This is a genomic window from Hymenobacter sediminis (genome assembly GCF_003231285.1).
Classification (GTDB): domain Bacteria; phylum Bacteroidota; class Bacteroidia; order Cytophagales; family Hymenobacteraceae; genus Hymenobacter; species Hymenobacter sediminis.
Window position 1 is genome coordinate 369,492 of sequence record NZ_QKNS01000004.1, and the last position, 15,098, is coordinate 384,589.

7 protein-coding genes and 1 other RNA gene are annotated in these 15,098 nt (G+C 59.1%); 4 read left to right on the plus strand and 4 right to left on the minus strand.

Features of this window, described 5'->3' with window-relative positions; all coding sequences use genetic code 11:
- Window positions 1-112 precede the first annotated feature (112 nt).
- Together DNI29_RS13155 and DNI29_RS13160 are read left to right on the plus strand one after the other, a co-directional pair.
- Window positions 113-1,186: a glycoside hydrolase family 43 protein gene (locus tag DNI29_RS13155; RefSeq protein ID WP_202910448.1), complete on the plus strand. Its 1,074-nt coding sequence runs from the start codon at window positions 113-115 to the stop codon at window positions 1,184-1,186.
- A gap of 204 nt (window positions 1,187-1,390) precedes the next feature.
- Window positions 1,391-2,383 (plus strand): LacI family DNA-binding transcriptional regulator, encoded by a 993-nt coding sequence (locus tag DNI29_RS13160; protein WP_162303604.1) that lies wholly within the window; start codon window positions 1,391-1,393, stop codon window positions 2,381-2,383.
- Between the two features lie 132 nt (window positions 2,384-2,515).
- Here the strand turns inward: DNI29_RS13160 and DNI29_RS13165 are convergent, their stop codons facing one another.
- The 4 genes from DNI29_RS13165 to DNI29_RS13180 all read right to left on the minus strand — a co-directional run bounded on the left by DNI29_RS13165 (window position 2,516) and on the right by DNI29_RS13180 (window position 11,787).
- On the minus strand, window positions 2,516-3,484 hold the full coding sequence (locus DNI29_RS13165) for a PorP/SprF family type IX secretion system membrane protein (protein ID WP_162303605.1): 969 nt from the start codon (window positions 3,482-3,484) through the stop codon (window positions 2,516-2,518).
- A gap of 72 nt (window positions 3,485-3,556) precedes the next feature.
- Window positions 3,557-8,443 (minus strand): DUF8696 domain-containing protein, encoded by a 4,887-nt coding sequence (locus tag DNI29_RS13170; protein WP_110978573.1) that lies wholly within the window; start codon window positions 8,441-8,443, stop codon window positions 3,557-3,559.
- Window positions 8,444-8,950: 507 nt separating this feature from the next.
- Window positions 8,951-9,321: a transfer-messenger RNA gene (gene ssrA / locus DNI29_RS13175) on the minus strand.
- 291 nt (window positions 9,322-9,612) lie between these two features.
- Window positions 9,613-11,787, minus strand: coding sequence for a prolyl oligopeptidase family serine peptidase (locus DNI29_RS13180; RefSeq protein WP_110978574.1), 2,175 nt, complete (start codon window positions 11,785-11,787; stop codon window positions 9,613-9,615).
- Between the two features lie 201 nt (window positions 11,788-11,988).
- Here DNI29_RS13180 and DNI29_RS13185 point away from each other — a divergent pair, with 201 nt between their 5' ends.
- Both DNI29_RS13185 and dnaX read left to right on the plus strand, forming a co-directional pair.
- Entirely contained in the window at window positions 11,989-12,747 is a 759-nt protein-coding gene (locus DNI29_RS13185) for a helix-turn-helix transcriptional regulator (RefSeq protein ID WP_110978575.1), read from the plus strand.
- Window positions 12,748-12,807: 60 nt separating this feature from the next.
- Window positions 12,808-14,970, plus strand: a complete 2,163-nt coding sequence (gene dnaX / locus DNI29_RS13190) for a DNA polymerase III subunit gamma/tau (RefSeq protein WP_110978576.1) — start codon at window positions 12,808-12,810, stop codon at window positions 14,968-14,970.
- Window positions 14,971-15,098 lie beyond the last annotated feature (128 nt).

Sequence of the window (15,098 nt, forward strand, 5' to 3'; positions counted from 1 at the left end):
CTACCGGAACCTTATGCTTGTAAAGCAGGCATGACATTCAGGAAAAATTACCTCTTGCCTTCCGCAGGGCTACCCCTTCGCTTTACCTCAACCTCTCCCACACAAGTATTCCATGCCTTCTCGTCGTCATTTTCTGCAGCAGGCCACTGCTGGCCTCGCTTCTCTTGCGCTGATGAATCAGGCCGCCGCCCGCGCGGCTGCCCGTACCTATACCAACCCGGTGTACGCCGGCCAGTTTCCCGACCCTTTTGTGCTGCGCCATGAGGGCCGCTACTACGCCTTTGGCACCACTGGCACCGGTCGTACCAAAGATGGGCGCATCTTCACTCTGCTCACCTCTGATAACCTAGTGGACTGGAAAGTGGCCGGTGGGGCTCTTACGCCACCCGCTGGTGCCGAGGGAGCTGATTTCTGGGCCCCCGAAGTCATCTACCACAACGGTACGTTTTACATGTACTACTCTATGGGCGGCGGCGCCATTGGCGCTACCGTGGGTCACCGTCTGCACGTAGCCACCAGCAAAACTCCGCAAGGCCCCTATCAGCAAGTGGCCCTACTTGATGTACCCGACAGCAAGTTCACCATCGATGCTCACCCTTTCCAGGACACCGACGGGCAATGGTACCTGTTTTACGCCCGCGACTTCATCGACTCCGACAACGGCTACCGCCCCGGCACGGGCCTGGTCGTAGACCGCCTCTTGGATATGACCCGCCTGGCCGGAGAAAGCCGCACTGTGATGCGCGCCCGCCACGACTGGACGGTGTTTGAGAAAAACCGCACCATGCCCCTCTACGGCGGCAAAACCTTCCCCGAGTGGCACACCCTGGAAGGCCCCTTCATGCGCAAGCATAACGGCAAGTACTATTGCTTTTATAGCGGCGCCAACTTCCTTACTTCCCGCTATGGCGTAGACTACTGCGTGGCTGATTCTATACTAGGCCCTTACTCTGATGCTGGGGCCGAAAAGGGCGCGCGGGTGCTACATGCGGTAGCCGGCCATGTGCGCGGCCCTGGCCACCACTCCCACGTCCTTAGTCCCGATGGCAAAACCGAATACCTCGTGTATCACGCCTGGGACAAGGATATGAAAGAACGACAGCTCTGCATCGATAAGCTAGCCTGGACGGCCCAGGGCCCGCGCTGCCAGGGCCCAACATATACCCCGCAGCCCTTGCCTCACTAAAATGGGTGTTGGGATCTGTCTGTATTACTTGCCTAATAACGACAGCCAATAAGTGAGCCTAAGTACTGCTTTAGGGCGTGCTTTATGATTTATGGAGGCAAAGCAATTATTTGCGTAACATTTGCGCAATTTATTGCTTTACCTTCCTCTCATTCATTCCAACCCAGCAAGGCATTGGCGCGCGAAAAAGCTTCTATTTCTGATTTGGCTAAGCAACTGGGAATCTCTATTTCCACGGTTTCCCGCGCCCTCAGCGACCATCCTAGCATCAGCGACGCAACCAAGAAAAAGGTGTGGAAGCTGGCGAAAGAGTTGCACTACCAGCCCAATCATTTGGCGGCTGGTTTGCGCAAAGGTCGCAGCAACCTGCTCGGTGTTATCGTGCCGCACATTGATGGGCACTTCTTCACGCTGGTGGTGAAAGGTATTGAAACGGTGGCCACCAAAGCGGGCTTCAATGTGCTCATCTGCCAGTCGAATGAGGATGTGGACCACGAGCGTAAAAACATTGAAACCCTGCTCAGCGCCCAAGTGGAAGGCATTCTGGTTTCACTGGCCCGCACCACCCGCGACTTCAAGCATTTCGAGAAGGTAGAGAAACAGGGTATTCCGCTGGTGTTTTTTGATCGGGTGCTGGATGGCCTTAATGTGAGTGCCGTGGTGCTCGACGACCGGGAGGGCGGTTACCAGGCTACCAAGCACCTGATTGGGCAAGGTTGCCGCCGCATTGCGCATTTCGGGGGGCCGCTGCACCTCAACATTTACAAGAACCGCCGCCTCGGCTACCTTGATGCCCTACACGAGCATGGCTTACCTGTAGAGGAAAACCTGATCTTTCACTGTGATATGACAGTGGACGATGGCGTTCGGGGAATGGCGAAGCTGCTGGCCCTACCCCAGCGGCCCGATGCCGTGTTTTCAGCCAGCGACTTTTCCGTTGTGGGCGCTCTGCAGGAATTGAAACGCCATCAGTTGCGCGTGCCCCAGGATATTGCTTTGGCCGGCTTCAGCAATGAAACTTTCACCTCCCTCACTGAGCCCATGCTAACGTCCGTGGACCAGCGGTGCGAGCAAATGGGTCAGTCGGCGGTGCGGCTGTTTCTGGAAATGCGCGAAGAGCGTGGGCAAAACTTCGCTCCCCGCCGCATTGTACTCCCCCCTGATCTGCTCATCCGGAACTCATCGGTGAAGGGCTAACCTTCCTACCCGTGCTAATGGCGCAGAGCTCTGACTGATTAGTTGGGGTAAGAAAAAGCCGTCCTGTCGAGCTTATCGAGACAGGACGGCTTTTTCGTGTTGTGGTGGTATGGTTCTACAACACCTTTGGCCTTACCAGAACCGGTTGGTGCAGACTACCTGGGCCTTTTTCTTGAGGCGCAGCCCCACCAGCACCTCGTGGCTGCCGCCGTGGTAGTCGGCTAGTTCTGAAAGACCGGCATCGTAGGAATAACCAACCGTAAATTGCTCGTAGTTCAGGCCCACCATGGCCACGAAGGAGTCAAAGGCACGCCACGACACCCCGCCCCACAGCAAATCCTGGTACTTGAGCTTGGCATTGATATCGAGGGAGAGCGGGGCTGGGTTCACGGCCTTTACCAGCACTGAGGGCACCAAAGACCATTCTTCGTTGAGCGGCACCCGTACGCCAGCCGTAGCGAAGTAATGTCGCTTCAGAGAGTTGCCTTCTCCCGGTGCCACCGAGGTAGGCCCATAGGAGAAATCGAGCTTGTTGCCGAGCAACTGCGCGCCCGAAACCCCCACGTAGAAATCAGAGCTGTACACCCAAATACCGATGGTGCCATCCAGCACCCGCGAGGCATCACTGGCCGCCACAGTGGTAGGGTCGAAGAACTGCAACTGCTGCCCATCGACGGCAAACTGCTGCATACCTGCCGACACGCCCAGTGCCATCCGGAGGTTGGGCCGTAGTACCAGGTTATAGGCGTAGGACAAATAGGCACCTTTCCGGCTCGTGGGCCCCGTCTGGTCGTTATAGATCAGCCCCCCGATGGCGTGAAACGGCCGCCGCCGGTCGCGCAGGGTGCGCTTGCCAGTGGTGCGCCACTTGCCCAGCGAGGAGCTAGCGCTGAGGTAGTAGGTTTTAGGCGCTCCTTCCAGGCCCGTCCATTGGGTGCGGTAGCTCGCCTTTACATCAATGTAATCCTCTACCCCCGTAGTAGCAGGGTTGAGGATGTAGTTATTATTCATGTACTGGCTGTACTGCGCCTGCTGCTGGGCCAGGGCCGGCACAGCAGCCAACAGCAGTGGCAGCAGCAGTAAGGGTAAGGCTTTTCTCATAGCAGTCATTGCCTTCGGGTCGATCAGGAGAGAAGGAAAGCCTGGCAGCGCGTGGCGCCGCCAGGCATTTGATTAGTACAGAATCGTAATCGACCCGCTGTAGGACCTGCCAAGCGGGCCCTTCGTGACGACAACGTAGTAGTAGGTACCCACCGGCGCGGGCTGGCCATTAATGTCGCCGCGCCACTCATTGGCCCGGCTGTAGTTATTGGCGGAGAAAATCTTGTTGCCCCAGCGGTTGAACACCGTCACCGTGTTGTCGGGGAACTGCTCGATAAACTCAATCTGCCAGGTATCGTCGCGGCCGTCGCCATTGGGCGTGAAGGCGTTTGGAATCCGGATGGGCGGGCGCACTGTGATAGTCACTTGGTCGGAATCGGCGCAGCCCCCACTACCCGCCGAAAGCGTGTAGGTGGTGGTTACGGTGGGCGAAGCCACAGGCCGCAGCGAATCGCTGGAGAACCTCAGCCCCACAGCCGGCGACCAGCGCACGGGGTAGGAGCCATCGGCGCGGCCCTCCAGGGTCACGGAAGAACCGGCCAGAATTTCTCTGTCGGGACCGGCATCTACATCAACCGGCGGCTGAATACGCACTGGCACCGCATTAGAAACCGCCGTAACGAGCTGGCCGCAGCTGTTGGTGGTGCGCAGGCGTAGCGTCACGGTTTGGCCCGCACGCAGCGTGGTGCTAGTGAAAACGGGGCCCGTGGCACCGGCTACATCAGCTCCGTCTACCTGCCACTGGTACTCAGGGGTAGGCCCTGCTTCCGTGACGGAGGCAATACTGAAAGTAAGCGGCGCGCCCAGGCAAACGGGCCCGCCCGGCTGCACGGCAATAGTGAGGGTAGGCAAGGGTGTAGGGGTGCGCGTGACCGTAACGCTGGCTACCGCTGGCCCCGTGCTGCACAGGCCCGCCGTGGGCGTTACCTGCACCCGCACCTGGTCGCCGGTTACGAGGGTGTTGCTGGTGAACGTAGGCCCACTAGCAACGGCCACGTTGTTAACAAACCACTGGAAGGTAGGCTCGGCCCCTGCATTGGCGGCTACAGCCGTGAAAGTGAGGGGCGTGCCAGGGCACAACACGGGCGGAGGAGCTAGGCTCACGCTAGGCGTCACGAGGGGCTGCACCTGTATAGTTACCACGTTGGAAACCGCCGTACCGCAGATGCCGGTACCGGAAGTAACCCGGCGGCGGAAATACGTGGTAGCATTCAGTTGGCCCGGCGCGAAGGTAGGGTTGGTGGCTCCGGGTATAGCAGTCCAGTTCGAGTTATCTGCGGATGATTCCCACTGGTAAGCAAAGGCCCCAGTGCCTCCACTGGCTCCACCACCGCTAAGGGGGGTAGGCGCCGTACCGGCACAAATAGTCTGATCAGCGCTGATGTTTCCTGCAATCAACTCCGGCAACACGGTCAGAATAACAGCCGGTGAATACTCTGGTCCACAAGCTCCCGACGTTACTCTGCGCCGGAAGTAAGTAGTAGCCTGAAGCGGGCCCGGCGCGAAGGTCTCGCCGGTAGCACCAGGAACAGACGTCCAGGTCGAACCATTCGGTGATGACTCCCACTGATATGCCAGCGGCCCCGTACCGCCCGTAGCCGGGGTAAGGCTCGTCAGCGGCGCGGGGGTAGCCCCTAGGCACACTGCCTGGTTAGCGCCAATAGTACCGGCCACCAGAGCCGGTGCCACCGTAATGGTCACCACATTGGAGAAGACAGGCCCGCAGGCGCCGGCCGTTACACGTCGGCGGAAGTAGGTTGTGGCTTGCAGAGCACCCGGCGCATACGTTGGTCCAGTGGCTCCAGGTATAGCACTCCAGTTGGTATTGTCTGCGGAAGATTCCCACTGGTACGTAAACGTGCCCGTGCCACCCGTGGCGGCATTGGCGCTGGTAAGAGGGGTAGGCGTTGCCCCGAAGCACAGCGTTTGGTTGCTGGCAATGCTACCTGCCGTCAGGGCGGGCAACACCGTCAGGGTAACAACCGGCGAGTATACTGGGCCACAGGTGCCTGATGTCACCCGACGCCGGAAGAAGGTGGTAGTAGAAAGCGGCCCAGGAGCAAATTCTGGATTGGTAGCGCCTGACACGGCTGCCCAGGTGGTGTTGTCTGTAGATGATTCCCACTGATAGGCAAACGTGCCAGTGCCGCCGGTGGGAGCAGCTGTGCTGGTTAGTGGGTTGGGGGTAGCGCCCGCACAAAGAGTCTGGTCGGCGGCAATAGTGCCGGCTACTAGCTCGGGCAGCACCGTCAGCGTGACAACGTTGGAGAAGACAGGTCCGCAGGCGCCAGCCGTTGCACGCCGCCGGAAATAAGTAGTTCTCGTAAGCGCGCCGGGAGCATACGTCGGGCCGGTGGCGTCCGTAATAGCAGTCCAGGTCGAGTTATCCGCGGATGATTCCCACTGGTAAGCAACCGGACCAGCCCCACCCGTTGCTTCAGTTGTGCTCGTCAGGGTAGCAGGGGTAGCACCGGGGCAAAGGGTTTGATCAGCGCCAATAGTACCGGCCACCAGAGCCGGCGCCACCGTGATGGTCACCACGTTCGATATAGCAGGAGCGCACGCACTGCCCGCACTGGCCTGACGGCGGAAGTACGTGGTAGCATTCAGCACACCCGGCTCGTAATTCGGGCCAGTAGCCCCGGAAATAGGCGTCCAGGTCGTGTTATCCACCGACGACTCCCACTGGTAGGCAATGGTGCCCGTACCGCCTGTAGCCGCAACCACGCTGGTGAGGGGCGCCGGGGTGCCGCCCGCGCAGATAGCTTGGTCAGCCGCAATAGTACCGGCGTTGAGGGCAGGTACCACCGTTATGGTAACCACATTGGACGGCGCAGCGGGGCAAGCACCAGAAGCTACTTGCCGACGGAAGAGGGTCGTAACCGTGAGCGGACCGGGTGTAAAAGTCTCGCTGGTGGCATTTGGAACAGGCGCCCAGGTAGTACCATCCACGGATGATTCCCACTGATAGGCAAACGTGCCGTTCCCGCCGGTAGCTGGCGTGGTGCTCGTCAGGGGAGCCACAGGGCTGCCCACACACACCGTTTGGTTGGCAGCAATGCTGCCAGGCGTGAGGGCCGGCAGTACAGTAATGGCTACCGAAGCCGTAAAGCTAGGCGTGCAGTAAGGCCCGGATTGGTCAGGCAGCAGCAGCTGCGCGCGCCGCCGGAAATATGTGATGCCCGTAGGCAATGAATTGCTGGGCTGGTAGCTGGCTCCGGTGGCCCCGGGAACCTCACTCCAGGTAGAGTTATCCCTTGAGGTTTCCCATTGGTACACGAGCGGCAGGCCGGCGTCGCCGGAGGCATCAACAGCGCTGGTAAGAGAGTCCGGCGCGGTTCCCGCGCACAGCGTCTGAGGCGCCGCAATGGTACCCGGCACCGGCAAATCCGGCACCTGAATTGTGCCGGAGCTTTCGCGGCAAAAGCAGTCGGTATCAATGCGCAGCGTCACGGTGTAGTTGCCGGGCCTAGCGTAAACGTGAACGGGCTTCTCCTCCGTAGAGGTAGCACCGTCGCCAAACGTCCAGAGGTACTTCTTGTTATCAAAGTCAATGGGCGGGGCTTCAAATGAAATTTGCCGACAACCCGTTATCCGAAAGCTAGGCCCCACGCGCAGCAGGGAGCTTTGGTTAAAGTTGACCAAGCCCAAGCCACTCAGACGGCCACCTAACTGCAGGCTATCATCGGCGTAACCGGCCTTTGCCCCCAGCGAGTCAGGATAAGGGATAAAACCCAGTGCCGGCTGGTTGTCGCGGGCTACGTAGATCTTGCCATCGGGCGCGGTCTGCAACGAACCCAGATCGGCGGGAGTCTTCTGCTTGAGCGGAATATCCTCCTTGGTAACCGGACCGCGGCCGCTGATATCGAATTGAAGCAGCTTGGGTGGGTTGCGCACGGTGGCGTAGAGGTAGCTGCCGGGCGAAAAGCTCACACCATAATATTTGCCCGCACCGCTGTCCACGATGTACGGCACCTGGGGGTCGGCGCTCACTTGGCCAGTGCCGTTATCAAACCCAAACAGTTCTACAGTGCTGCTACTGTCGCCTACTACCTCGCTGTAGCGGGCCAGGGCTAGCCGCTTGCCTTCGGGAGTTACCCGCATCTGACCTTTGTAGCCCAGGGGTGCAACGCTTGGCGCGTGCAGGCTACCAATGGCTGAAATAATGGGTGCGTCAATGAGGACTGGCCCCACATAGCCAGCCGATTGCCGCACGCGGTAGGCCAGAAAGGCATCGCCCCGGTTGTCGTTGCCCATCTTGCCATCGCCCCAACCGTGTGCGATAACCCAGATGTCGCAGCCATTTTTATGGAATACGCCCGTTAGCTTTTCTGCCGTGCCGCGGGCCAGGGGCGTGTTTTTGGTGGCGGCTATCACAGTACCCGGTCCACCACCCTCAGGAATCTCTATTTCTGAGTAGCTCAGGCCTACCGTGCTGTTCAGAGTAAACAGCAGGTAGCGCGTCGGTTGACCGGCCGTAGGTCTGCCGGGCAGCTTAATGGGCAGGGGGCCGTCGGTGGTGAAGCGGTTGCCCGCCAGCCCCGTGCCGTTGGTCATCACAGTACCGTCGCCGTTCCAAACGGTTTCGCCGTTGCTGTAAAAGAGAATTTTGCCGTCCTTGTCCGACATCACACCCGAGCCAGCGGGGGCATCCATTGCCTCATTAGTTAGCACCTTCGGAAGGGAGTCGGCAGAGGCTTGGTTAAAGTCGAGCCCCGCTTTAAAGCCGAAGTACCAAGTATTAGCAAACTTCTCATCGGCTGCGCACTCCGGAGAGGTCGGCGGCGTGGTTTGCGCCAGGGCCGTTGAAGCGACACCACTTACCAGGAAAAGGAGCAGGAGAAGCCAACCCACGACGGGGCGTAGCCAGGTAGCCAGAAGCCGGGTGCGGGCATCAGCGGGTGGGTTGGAGGTGGAAGCAGGGGTAGAAAGGGCAGGACGCGGTAGCTCTACGGGCATAGTGGGGCAGGTAATTGGGCGGCCGGCCTTTTGGAAGGAAAGTGCCACTCGCCGCCCTTACGAAACGGAGCCTGATGGCTAGTGCTTGCGAAAAGCGCCACCAACCGGTTTCAGTAAAGCTACACACTGCCGGTCAAGTTTGTGCAATGCAATGCCCGGATAGTTATAAATAGGCGCTAACGGCCTGTTTTGGGCTATTTTCACCCGCTAATACCATAAGCAACTATCTATATATCTTATTTTCAACCCCATATAAATTACTTGACCTATATAGTTGAGCTTATACAGATCCCAGCCCCTCTCCCGGTCTGGCTAACTTCCAATTGGGTATTCCTTTAAGGCCTACCCCATGGCACTAAGCGAAACCTTGTGTACGCACGCTTGGCCGAAGCTACCTGCCAGCTTTCTATCCCCTATTGCTTTCCAAACCCTATACCCTGCGAGGGTGGCCACATCACGAGGGGCCTAAAACAAAAAACGCCCTCCCCGTTGCCAGGGAGGGCGCTTCAGTGGAGCTGCAGGGATTCGAACCCTGGTCCAGACAAGGAAGCCGTCGAGCTTTCTACGTGTGTATCTATGCTTGAATTTTCGAGACATTCCAGGCGCACATCAGGCCCTTGGTTTGTCCTTATCTGCTGTGGTTTCGCCTTGGAGTCGCAGCGCCCCCAAAACTATCCTAATACTTACGACGCCCCGAACTCACCCGTGAAAAGGAAGACGGATGCGGGACGATGGCAATTACCTAATACCTAGATTAGGCAGCCATGGCGTAGCTATACTCGCCGGTTGTTGTTTGGACGACTTTTTAACGGGAGATTCATCCAACTCCCGACACGCTTACTCGCGACCTGCACAAGCTGTCAATTCCGGTCAGCCCCAATTTTGAAAGAACGAGACCCGCCACAAGTAGCGGGGTGCGAATGTACGCACATCAGCCAGAAAACGTTGCTTTAAGGCAAAATTGTTCCCGCTAAGCTACCCTGTTTATTGCCCCAGAGTGGTATAAGGCCTAGACAGAAAGCAAAGAGCACGCCCTGTCGAGCTGGTCGAGACACCTCGCGTGCTGAAATTGTCAGAGTAACTCAACGTCAGCACGCGAGATGTCTCGCCTAGCTTGATATGACAGCTTTTTTAAGCTCTGAATGAGCATCCTACTATATAACCGGGTTCTACTTCATGGCGGCCGCTTTGGGCTGAAAGCTGGGGTGGCCGGTTTGCCAGAGGCCGAAGGCCAGCAGGTCGGCCATGGTTTCAAACTGCTTCTGCTTGGAGTCGCCGATGCCGTGGCCGGCCTCGTAGTCGGTGAAGAGCAGAACCGGTTTACCGGAACTGGTGCTGGCTTGCAGGCGGGCGGCAAACTTGGCGGGTTGCCAGGCAATTACGCGCGGGTCGTTCATGCCGGCCGTCACGAGGGTAGCGGGGTACTTGGTGCCGGGCACTAGGTGGTGGTAGGCATCCATTTCTAGCAGGGCCTTGCACTCGCCCTCCTTTTGCACGGTGCCAAACTCCGGCACGTTTACGGGGCCATTGGGCGAGTTCTCCATGCGCACCGCGTTCAGGCAGCCCACTTCCGGAATAGCGGCAGCAAATAAATCGGGGCGCTCCGTCATGGCCCGCCCAATAAGGATGCCGCCGGCACTACCGCCGTTGATGGCAATCTTGCCCAGACCTGTGTACTGTTGCTTCACCAAGTAGTCGGCGCAGGCAATAAGGTCTTTCCAGGTGTTGGGCTTGGTGGTTTTCTGGCCGGCTTTGTGCCACTCTTCGCCCAGCTCGCCCCCGCCGCGTACGTGGGGCACGGCCAGCACGCCGCCTTGCTGGGTCCAGAGCAGGTAGGGCGGGTAGAAGAACGGACCCGTAGGGATGGAGTAAGCACCGTACCCCACCATCAAAGTTGGGGCGCTGCCGTTGCGGGGCAGTCCTTTCCGGTACACCAACGACAACGGCACCTTTACCCCATCGTGCGAGGGTACCATTATTTCCTCCACGGTCAATTCGGCAAACTCCGGATATTGGGCTTCCGACGACAAGGGCTCGGGCGAGAACTGCCGGGTAGCGGCCACGTAGCGGTAGCGCTTACGGTCGGTAATCCAGCCTACAGCACTGATCCAGAGGTCCGGCGACTGAGCGTTTTTGCTTTGCAGGCTGAGCGTGCCCACAGGCTGGGGCAGCTTGATTTCCTGAACCGTTTTGCTGCCTTTCGCCACGAAGTAGAGCTTGGCTTCCACGCCGTTGCGGGTGCGCACAAAGTACAGCCCATCTTTGGTGGTCTTGAGCTCCTCGTCGTTTATGGCTTCATTGGGGCTTTCGGGCACCAGCAGCTCGGCCGTGGCTACGTTGGGCTTGGCTACCGGCATGCGCATGATTTTTTCGCGCGGCGTGTTTCTGGAGGTTGTGAAATAAATGTACTGCCCATCCGACACGAAGTTGGTTACCTCCTGCTCGGGCTTAAAAAGGGGCTGCCAGGGAATGTTGGGTTTGGTTAAGGCTGCAGCCGGCGCGTAGTAGCCATACAGGTAGCGGTCCACGGTGCTCAGCATGCCGTAGGCCAATTTCGTGTCGCGGTCCACGCGGGCGTAGGCGTACTCCGCCGGCTTGATGCCTAGTTGGGGGTAGAGCCGCCCCGAGAAAATGGGCTGGTCCTGGCTCTGGGGTTGGCCTACGCGGTGCAGGTAGGCCTGGGTGTTGAGGCGGGCGGCGGGGTCCTTTACATCGGTGCTGTTGAGGGGAGTATAGGTGAAGCTCTGGTTATCCGGCAGCCACTCCGCGCCGCCCCAGGACCGGGCCAAGCGTTCGGGGTAGAGCTGCTGGGTTTTCACCTCCAGAATGCGCACCTCCCCTATCTCGCTACCCTTCTCGCTGAGTGAGAAGGCCACTTTGCTGCCATCATAAGCCGCCGAAAATTCATTGATGGTGTACACCTTACCTGGCTCAAAGCTTTCGGGGTCGAAGAGCAGCTTTTCGGCACCCTGATAACCGTCGCGGTAGTAGAGCTTGGGCTGCTCATCCTGGGGGCGGATTTTGAGGTAGAAGTACCGGTTGTTATCGGCAACGAATACCTGACGACCTACAGTCGATGCCTTGCGGCTATCAAACTCCTTCATCTTATCTATCAGCCCCTGCCGGCCCGGAATAGCGTCGAGCGTTTGTCGGGCGTAAGCCGCCTGGGCTTGCATCCAGGTTTGCACGGCCGGATCGGTGAGGTTCTCCAGGTTGCGGTACGGGTCCGTCACCGTTACCCCGAAATACGTGTCAGTAGCTGATACCGAGGGCGCCGTGGGCTGGCCTAGTGCCGCGGTTGCCGTTAAGCTAAGCGCTAGCAGGGAGCAGAGAGGTTTAGACATACGAGGCAAAGAGTGTGCGTGGAAGTGACTAGAGCTTGGCACAGGCCAGCAGCGGAGCCCGCACAGCCAGTCATGACTCAGGCTCATTAGGTTAGCTCCGACATCTCCCAAAACTACACGCTGCTATCTATCAGAAAATGAGTAATATTACCTATACCCTATTCTTTTCGGATTGCCTCTGGTTGCCTTACCTGCTATGCCATGATTCGCCTCCGCACCGCCGATTTTTTGCGTCTGAACCGGGCTATTGCTTTGATTTACGCCGAGCTAGAACCCAGCACCTTGTTCGATAAGCTTTCGGAAGCAGCAGCACTAGCCATACAAGCCGAAACGGCGTGCTTTGATGGGTTTGACCCGAGTGGGCGTATCGGCCACCTGGGGGCCTACCCCGAGGCCATGTTCTCAATGCTGGCTTTTCCGTTGCTGGCCGCGCACTTACCGCAGCACCCACTCTTCCCGGCCATCGTGGAGCAACGCCGGCCTGAGCCCTTACGCACATCCGATGTGGTGCCGCTGAGCCGCTTCCTGAATACTGCCCTGCACGATGCGTTTTACCGGCCGCTGGCTATTACCCACCAACTGGTGATAGGCCTGCCGGTGGAGCACTACGGCTGGGTGACCTGCGCCATTAACCGCTCCCGCCACGACTTCACGGCCACCGACCAAACCTTGCTACAGCTGCTGGTGCCCCACTTCCAGGCGGCCGTGCGGCTGAGCCAAACCGTGCGGGAGTTGCAGCAGCAAGCCGCTCCGGGCGCGCAGCTCGCCACCCAGGAGCTTACCCCGCGCGAAACCGTGATTCTCGGTCACCTCATGCGCGGCCTCCCCGACAAGGAAATCAGCCGGGTTTGCAACATCAGTCCGCGCACAGTGCAGAACCATTTGCAGAATATTTACGCCAAGCTGGAGGTAGATAACCGCACGGCGGCTCTGTCCCGGGTGTTAGGCGTGGCCGGATAAGAAGCGGTGGCTCTGGCTTCCAAACCCCGGCTTTTCGGGGTATCTTTGTAGCCAGGACTTATGGAGAATTTCGTTGTTTCGGCCCGGAAATACCGCCCCGCTACGTTTCGCAGCGTAGTTGGGCAGCAGCACGTTACTACCACGCTGCAGAACGCTATTGCCTCCCAGCATTTGGCGCAGGCGTTTCTGTTCTGCGGTCCGCGGGGGGTAGGCAAAACCACCTGCGCCCGCATTCTGGCCAAAACCATCAACTGCGAGTTTGTAGAGGAGCACGTGCGCAAAGGCCGGTCGGTTTCAGATCTGCTGAAAAGCCAGCCCGACATCGTACCCGATGCCCTGCAAACGGCCCCGGACCCCGATAACACGCCCTTCGAGCTGGAAGCCTGCGGCAAGTGCTCGTCGTGCCGGGCTTTCCAGGAAAATGCCTCGTTCAACGTGCACGAGCTTGACGCGGCCTCCAACAACTCCGTGGAAGACATCCGGAGCTTGGTGGAGCAGGTGCGCTATGCTCCGCAGCAGGGCCGCTTCAAGGTGTACATCATCGACGAGGTGCACATGCTCTCGAATGCAGCCTTCAACGCCTTCCTGAAAACCCTGGAAGAGCCGCCGAGCTACGCTATTTTCATTCTGGCTACCACCGAGCGGCACAAGATTATCCCCACCATCCTTTCGCGCTGCCAGATCTTCGACTTCAACCGGATTCGGGTCGATGATATTCGGGGGCACCTGCGCTACGTGGCGACCCAAGAGCACATCAAGGCTGAGGATGACGCCCTGCACCTACTGGCCCAAAAAGCCGACGGAGGCCTGCGTGACGCCCTGAGTATGTTCGACCAGATGGTGACCTTCTCGGGTCACGATCTGCGCTACAAGGATGTGGTGCAGAACCTGCACATTCTGGACTACGAGTACTATTTCCGGCTGGTAGATGCCCTGCTGAGTGAAAACCTCTCGCAGACCTTGCTGCTGCTGGAGGAGGTAGTGCAGAACGGCTTTGACCTGCACAACTTTGTGGTAGGCGCTGCCGAACACCTGCGGGGCCTGCTGGTGTGCAAGGACCCCGTGACGGTGCAACTGCTGGAAGTTTCCGACAACATTCGGGCGCGCTACGTGCAGCAAGCCCAGGCGGCCCCCCTGCCCTTCCTGCTCTCGGCCCTGAACCTAGTGAGCCAGTGCGACCGGGAGTTCAAGCAGGCCAAAAACCAGCGCCTGCACGTGGAGCTGATGCTCATGAAGCTGGCCTACCTGAACAGCGCCGTGCAGTTTGCCCGCGACCTGGGCAGCGGAGCCGCCTCAGCCAGCAATGGCGAGGCGAAAAAAAAAAGTAGTGTAGCCCCTACCCCCACGGCGCCGACAAACGGCCAGTTGGTAGCTGATGGCACGGCCGAAGCACCGGCGGCCTACGCAAAAGCCGTTGGGAATGGCGCGGCTGCCGCGGTGCCACAGCCGGCAGCACCCGTACCCACGCCTACCCCCATTCCCCAGCCGAAGTCGGCTCCGGCTGACCCGGAACCCGTAGTGCCGGTGGAAAGCGGCGTGGAGGAGCTGCACGATACACTCAGCATTGAAGATGAGGCCGCTACCCTGGTGCCGCCCACCAGCCTGATCCGCGACACGGTGCCGCACGTGGAAATTGGTACGCCCAGCGTAGCCGGTCATGAGCCGGGCCAAACGCCGGTAACGGCCGCCCCCCTACCCCCTCCCCGCCTCGGAATGCCCACCGGTAAACCCCTTGGGCTGGGCACCAAGCTGCCGGGCTTGGGGAGCTTATCGGCCATGAAGGCACAGCTGGAGCAGCAGGCCGCGGCGGGCAAAGCCGCCGTGGAAGCGGAACCCAGCGGCCCCACTACGGGCCTACCCACCATCAATGACGAGGTGTTGCAACGGGTGTGGAAAGAGCTGACAGAAGAACGTAAAGCCACCAGCATGATGCACTACAGCCTGCTCAACCGCCCGGTGCAGGCCAACGAGCAACACCTGATTGTGCTGCGCGTCGATAACCCCGTGCAGGAGGATCAGTTCAACGAGTTTCGGGCGGAGTTCTTGGGCGAGTTGCGCCGCCGCACGGGCTACCCCCGCCTCAACGTGCAGGCCGAGGTAGTGGAGCGGGTGGAAACCGGCCGCAAGCTCTACACCTCCAACGATAAGCTGGAATATCTCATGGAGAAGTACCCCATGCTCACGGCCATGAAGCAGAAGCTGGGCCTAGATGCAGATTTCTAGACTTTAGATTATTGCCGATTAGGTTGATTGCGCTGATTTGCTCATTCCAACCAGCAGAAGAATTGTGAGTTGCTCGCTAGAGTTGATTCAGGTTTCTTCTGCTGGTTGGAATGGCTGTTTTTAGCCAA

Coding starts and splice junctions, on each gene's coding strand:
- dnaX (WP_110978576.1), top strand. CDS start 12,808: ATGGAGAATTTCGTTGTTTCGGCCCGGAAATACCGCCCCGCTACGTTT.
- DNI29_RS13155 (WP_202910448.1), top strand. CDS start 113: ATGCCTTCTCGTCGTCATTTTCTGCAGCAGGCCACTGCTGGCCTCGCT.
- DNI29_RS13165 (WP_162303605.1), bottom strand. CDS start 3,484: ATGAGAAAAGCCTTACCCTTACTGCTGCTGCCACTGCTGTTGGCTGCT.
- DNI29_RS13180 (WP_110978574.1), bottom strand. CDS start 11,787: ATGTCTAAACCTCTCTGCTCCCTGCTAGCGCTTAGCTTAACGGCAACC.
- DNI29_RS13185 (WP_110978575.1), top strand. CDS start 11,989: ATGATTCGCCTCCGCACCGCCGATTTTTTGCGTCTGAACCGGGCTATT.
- DNI29_RS13170 (WP_110978573.1), bottom strand. CDS start 8,443: ATGCCCGTAGAGCTACCGCGTCCTGCCCTTTCTACCCCTGCTTCCACC.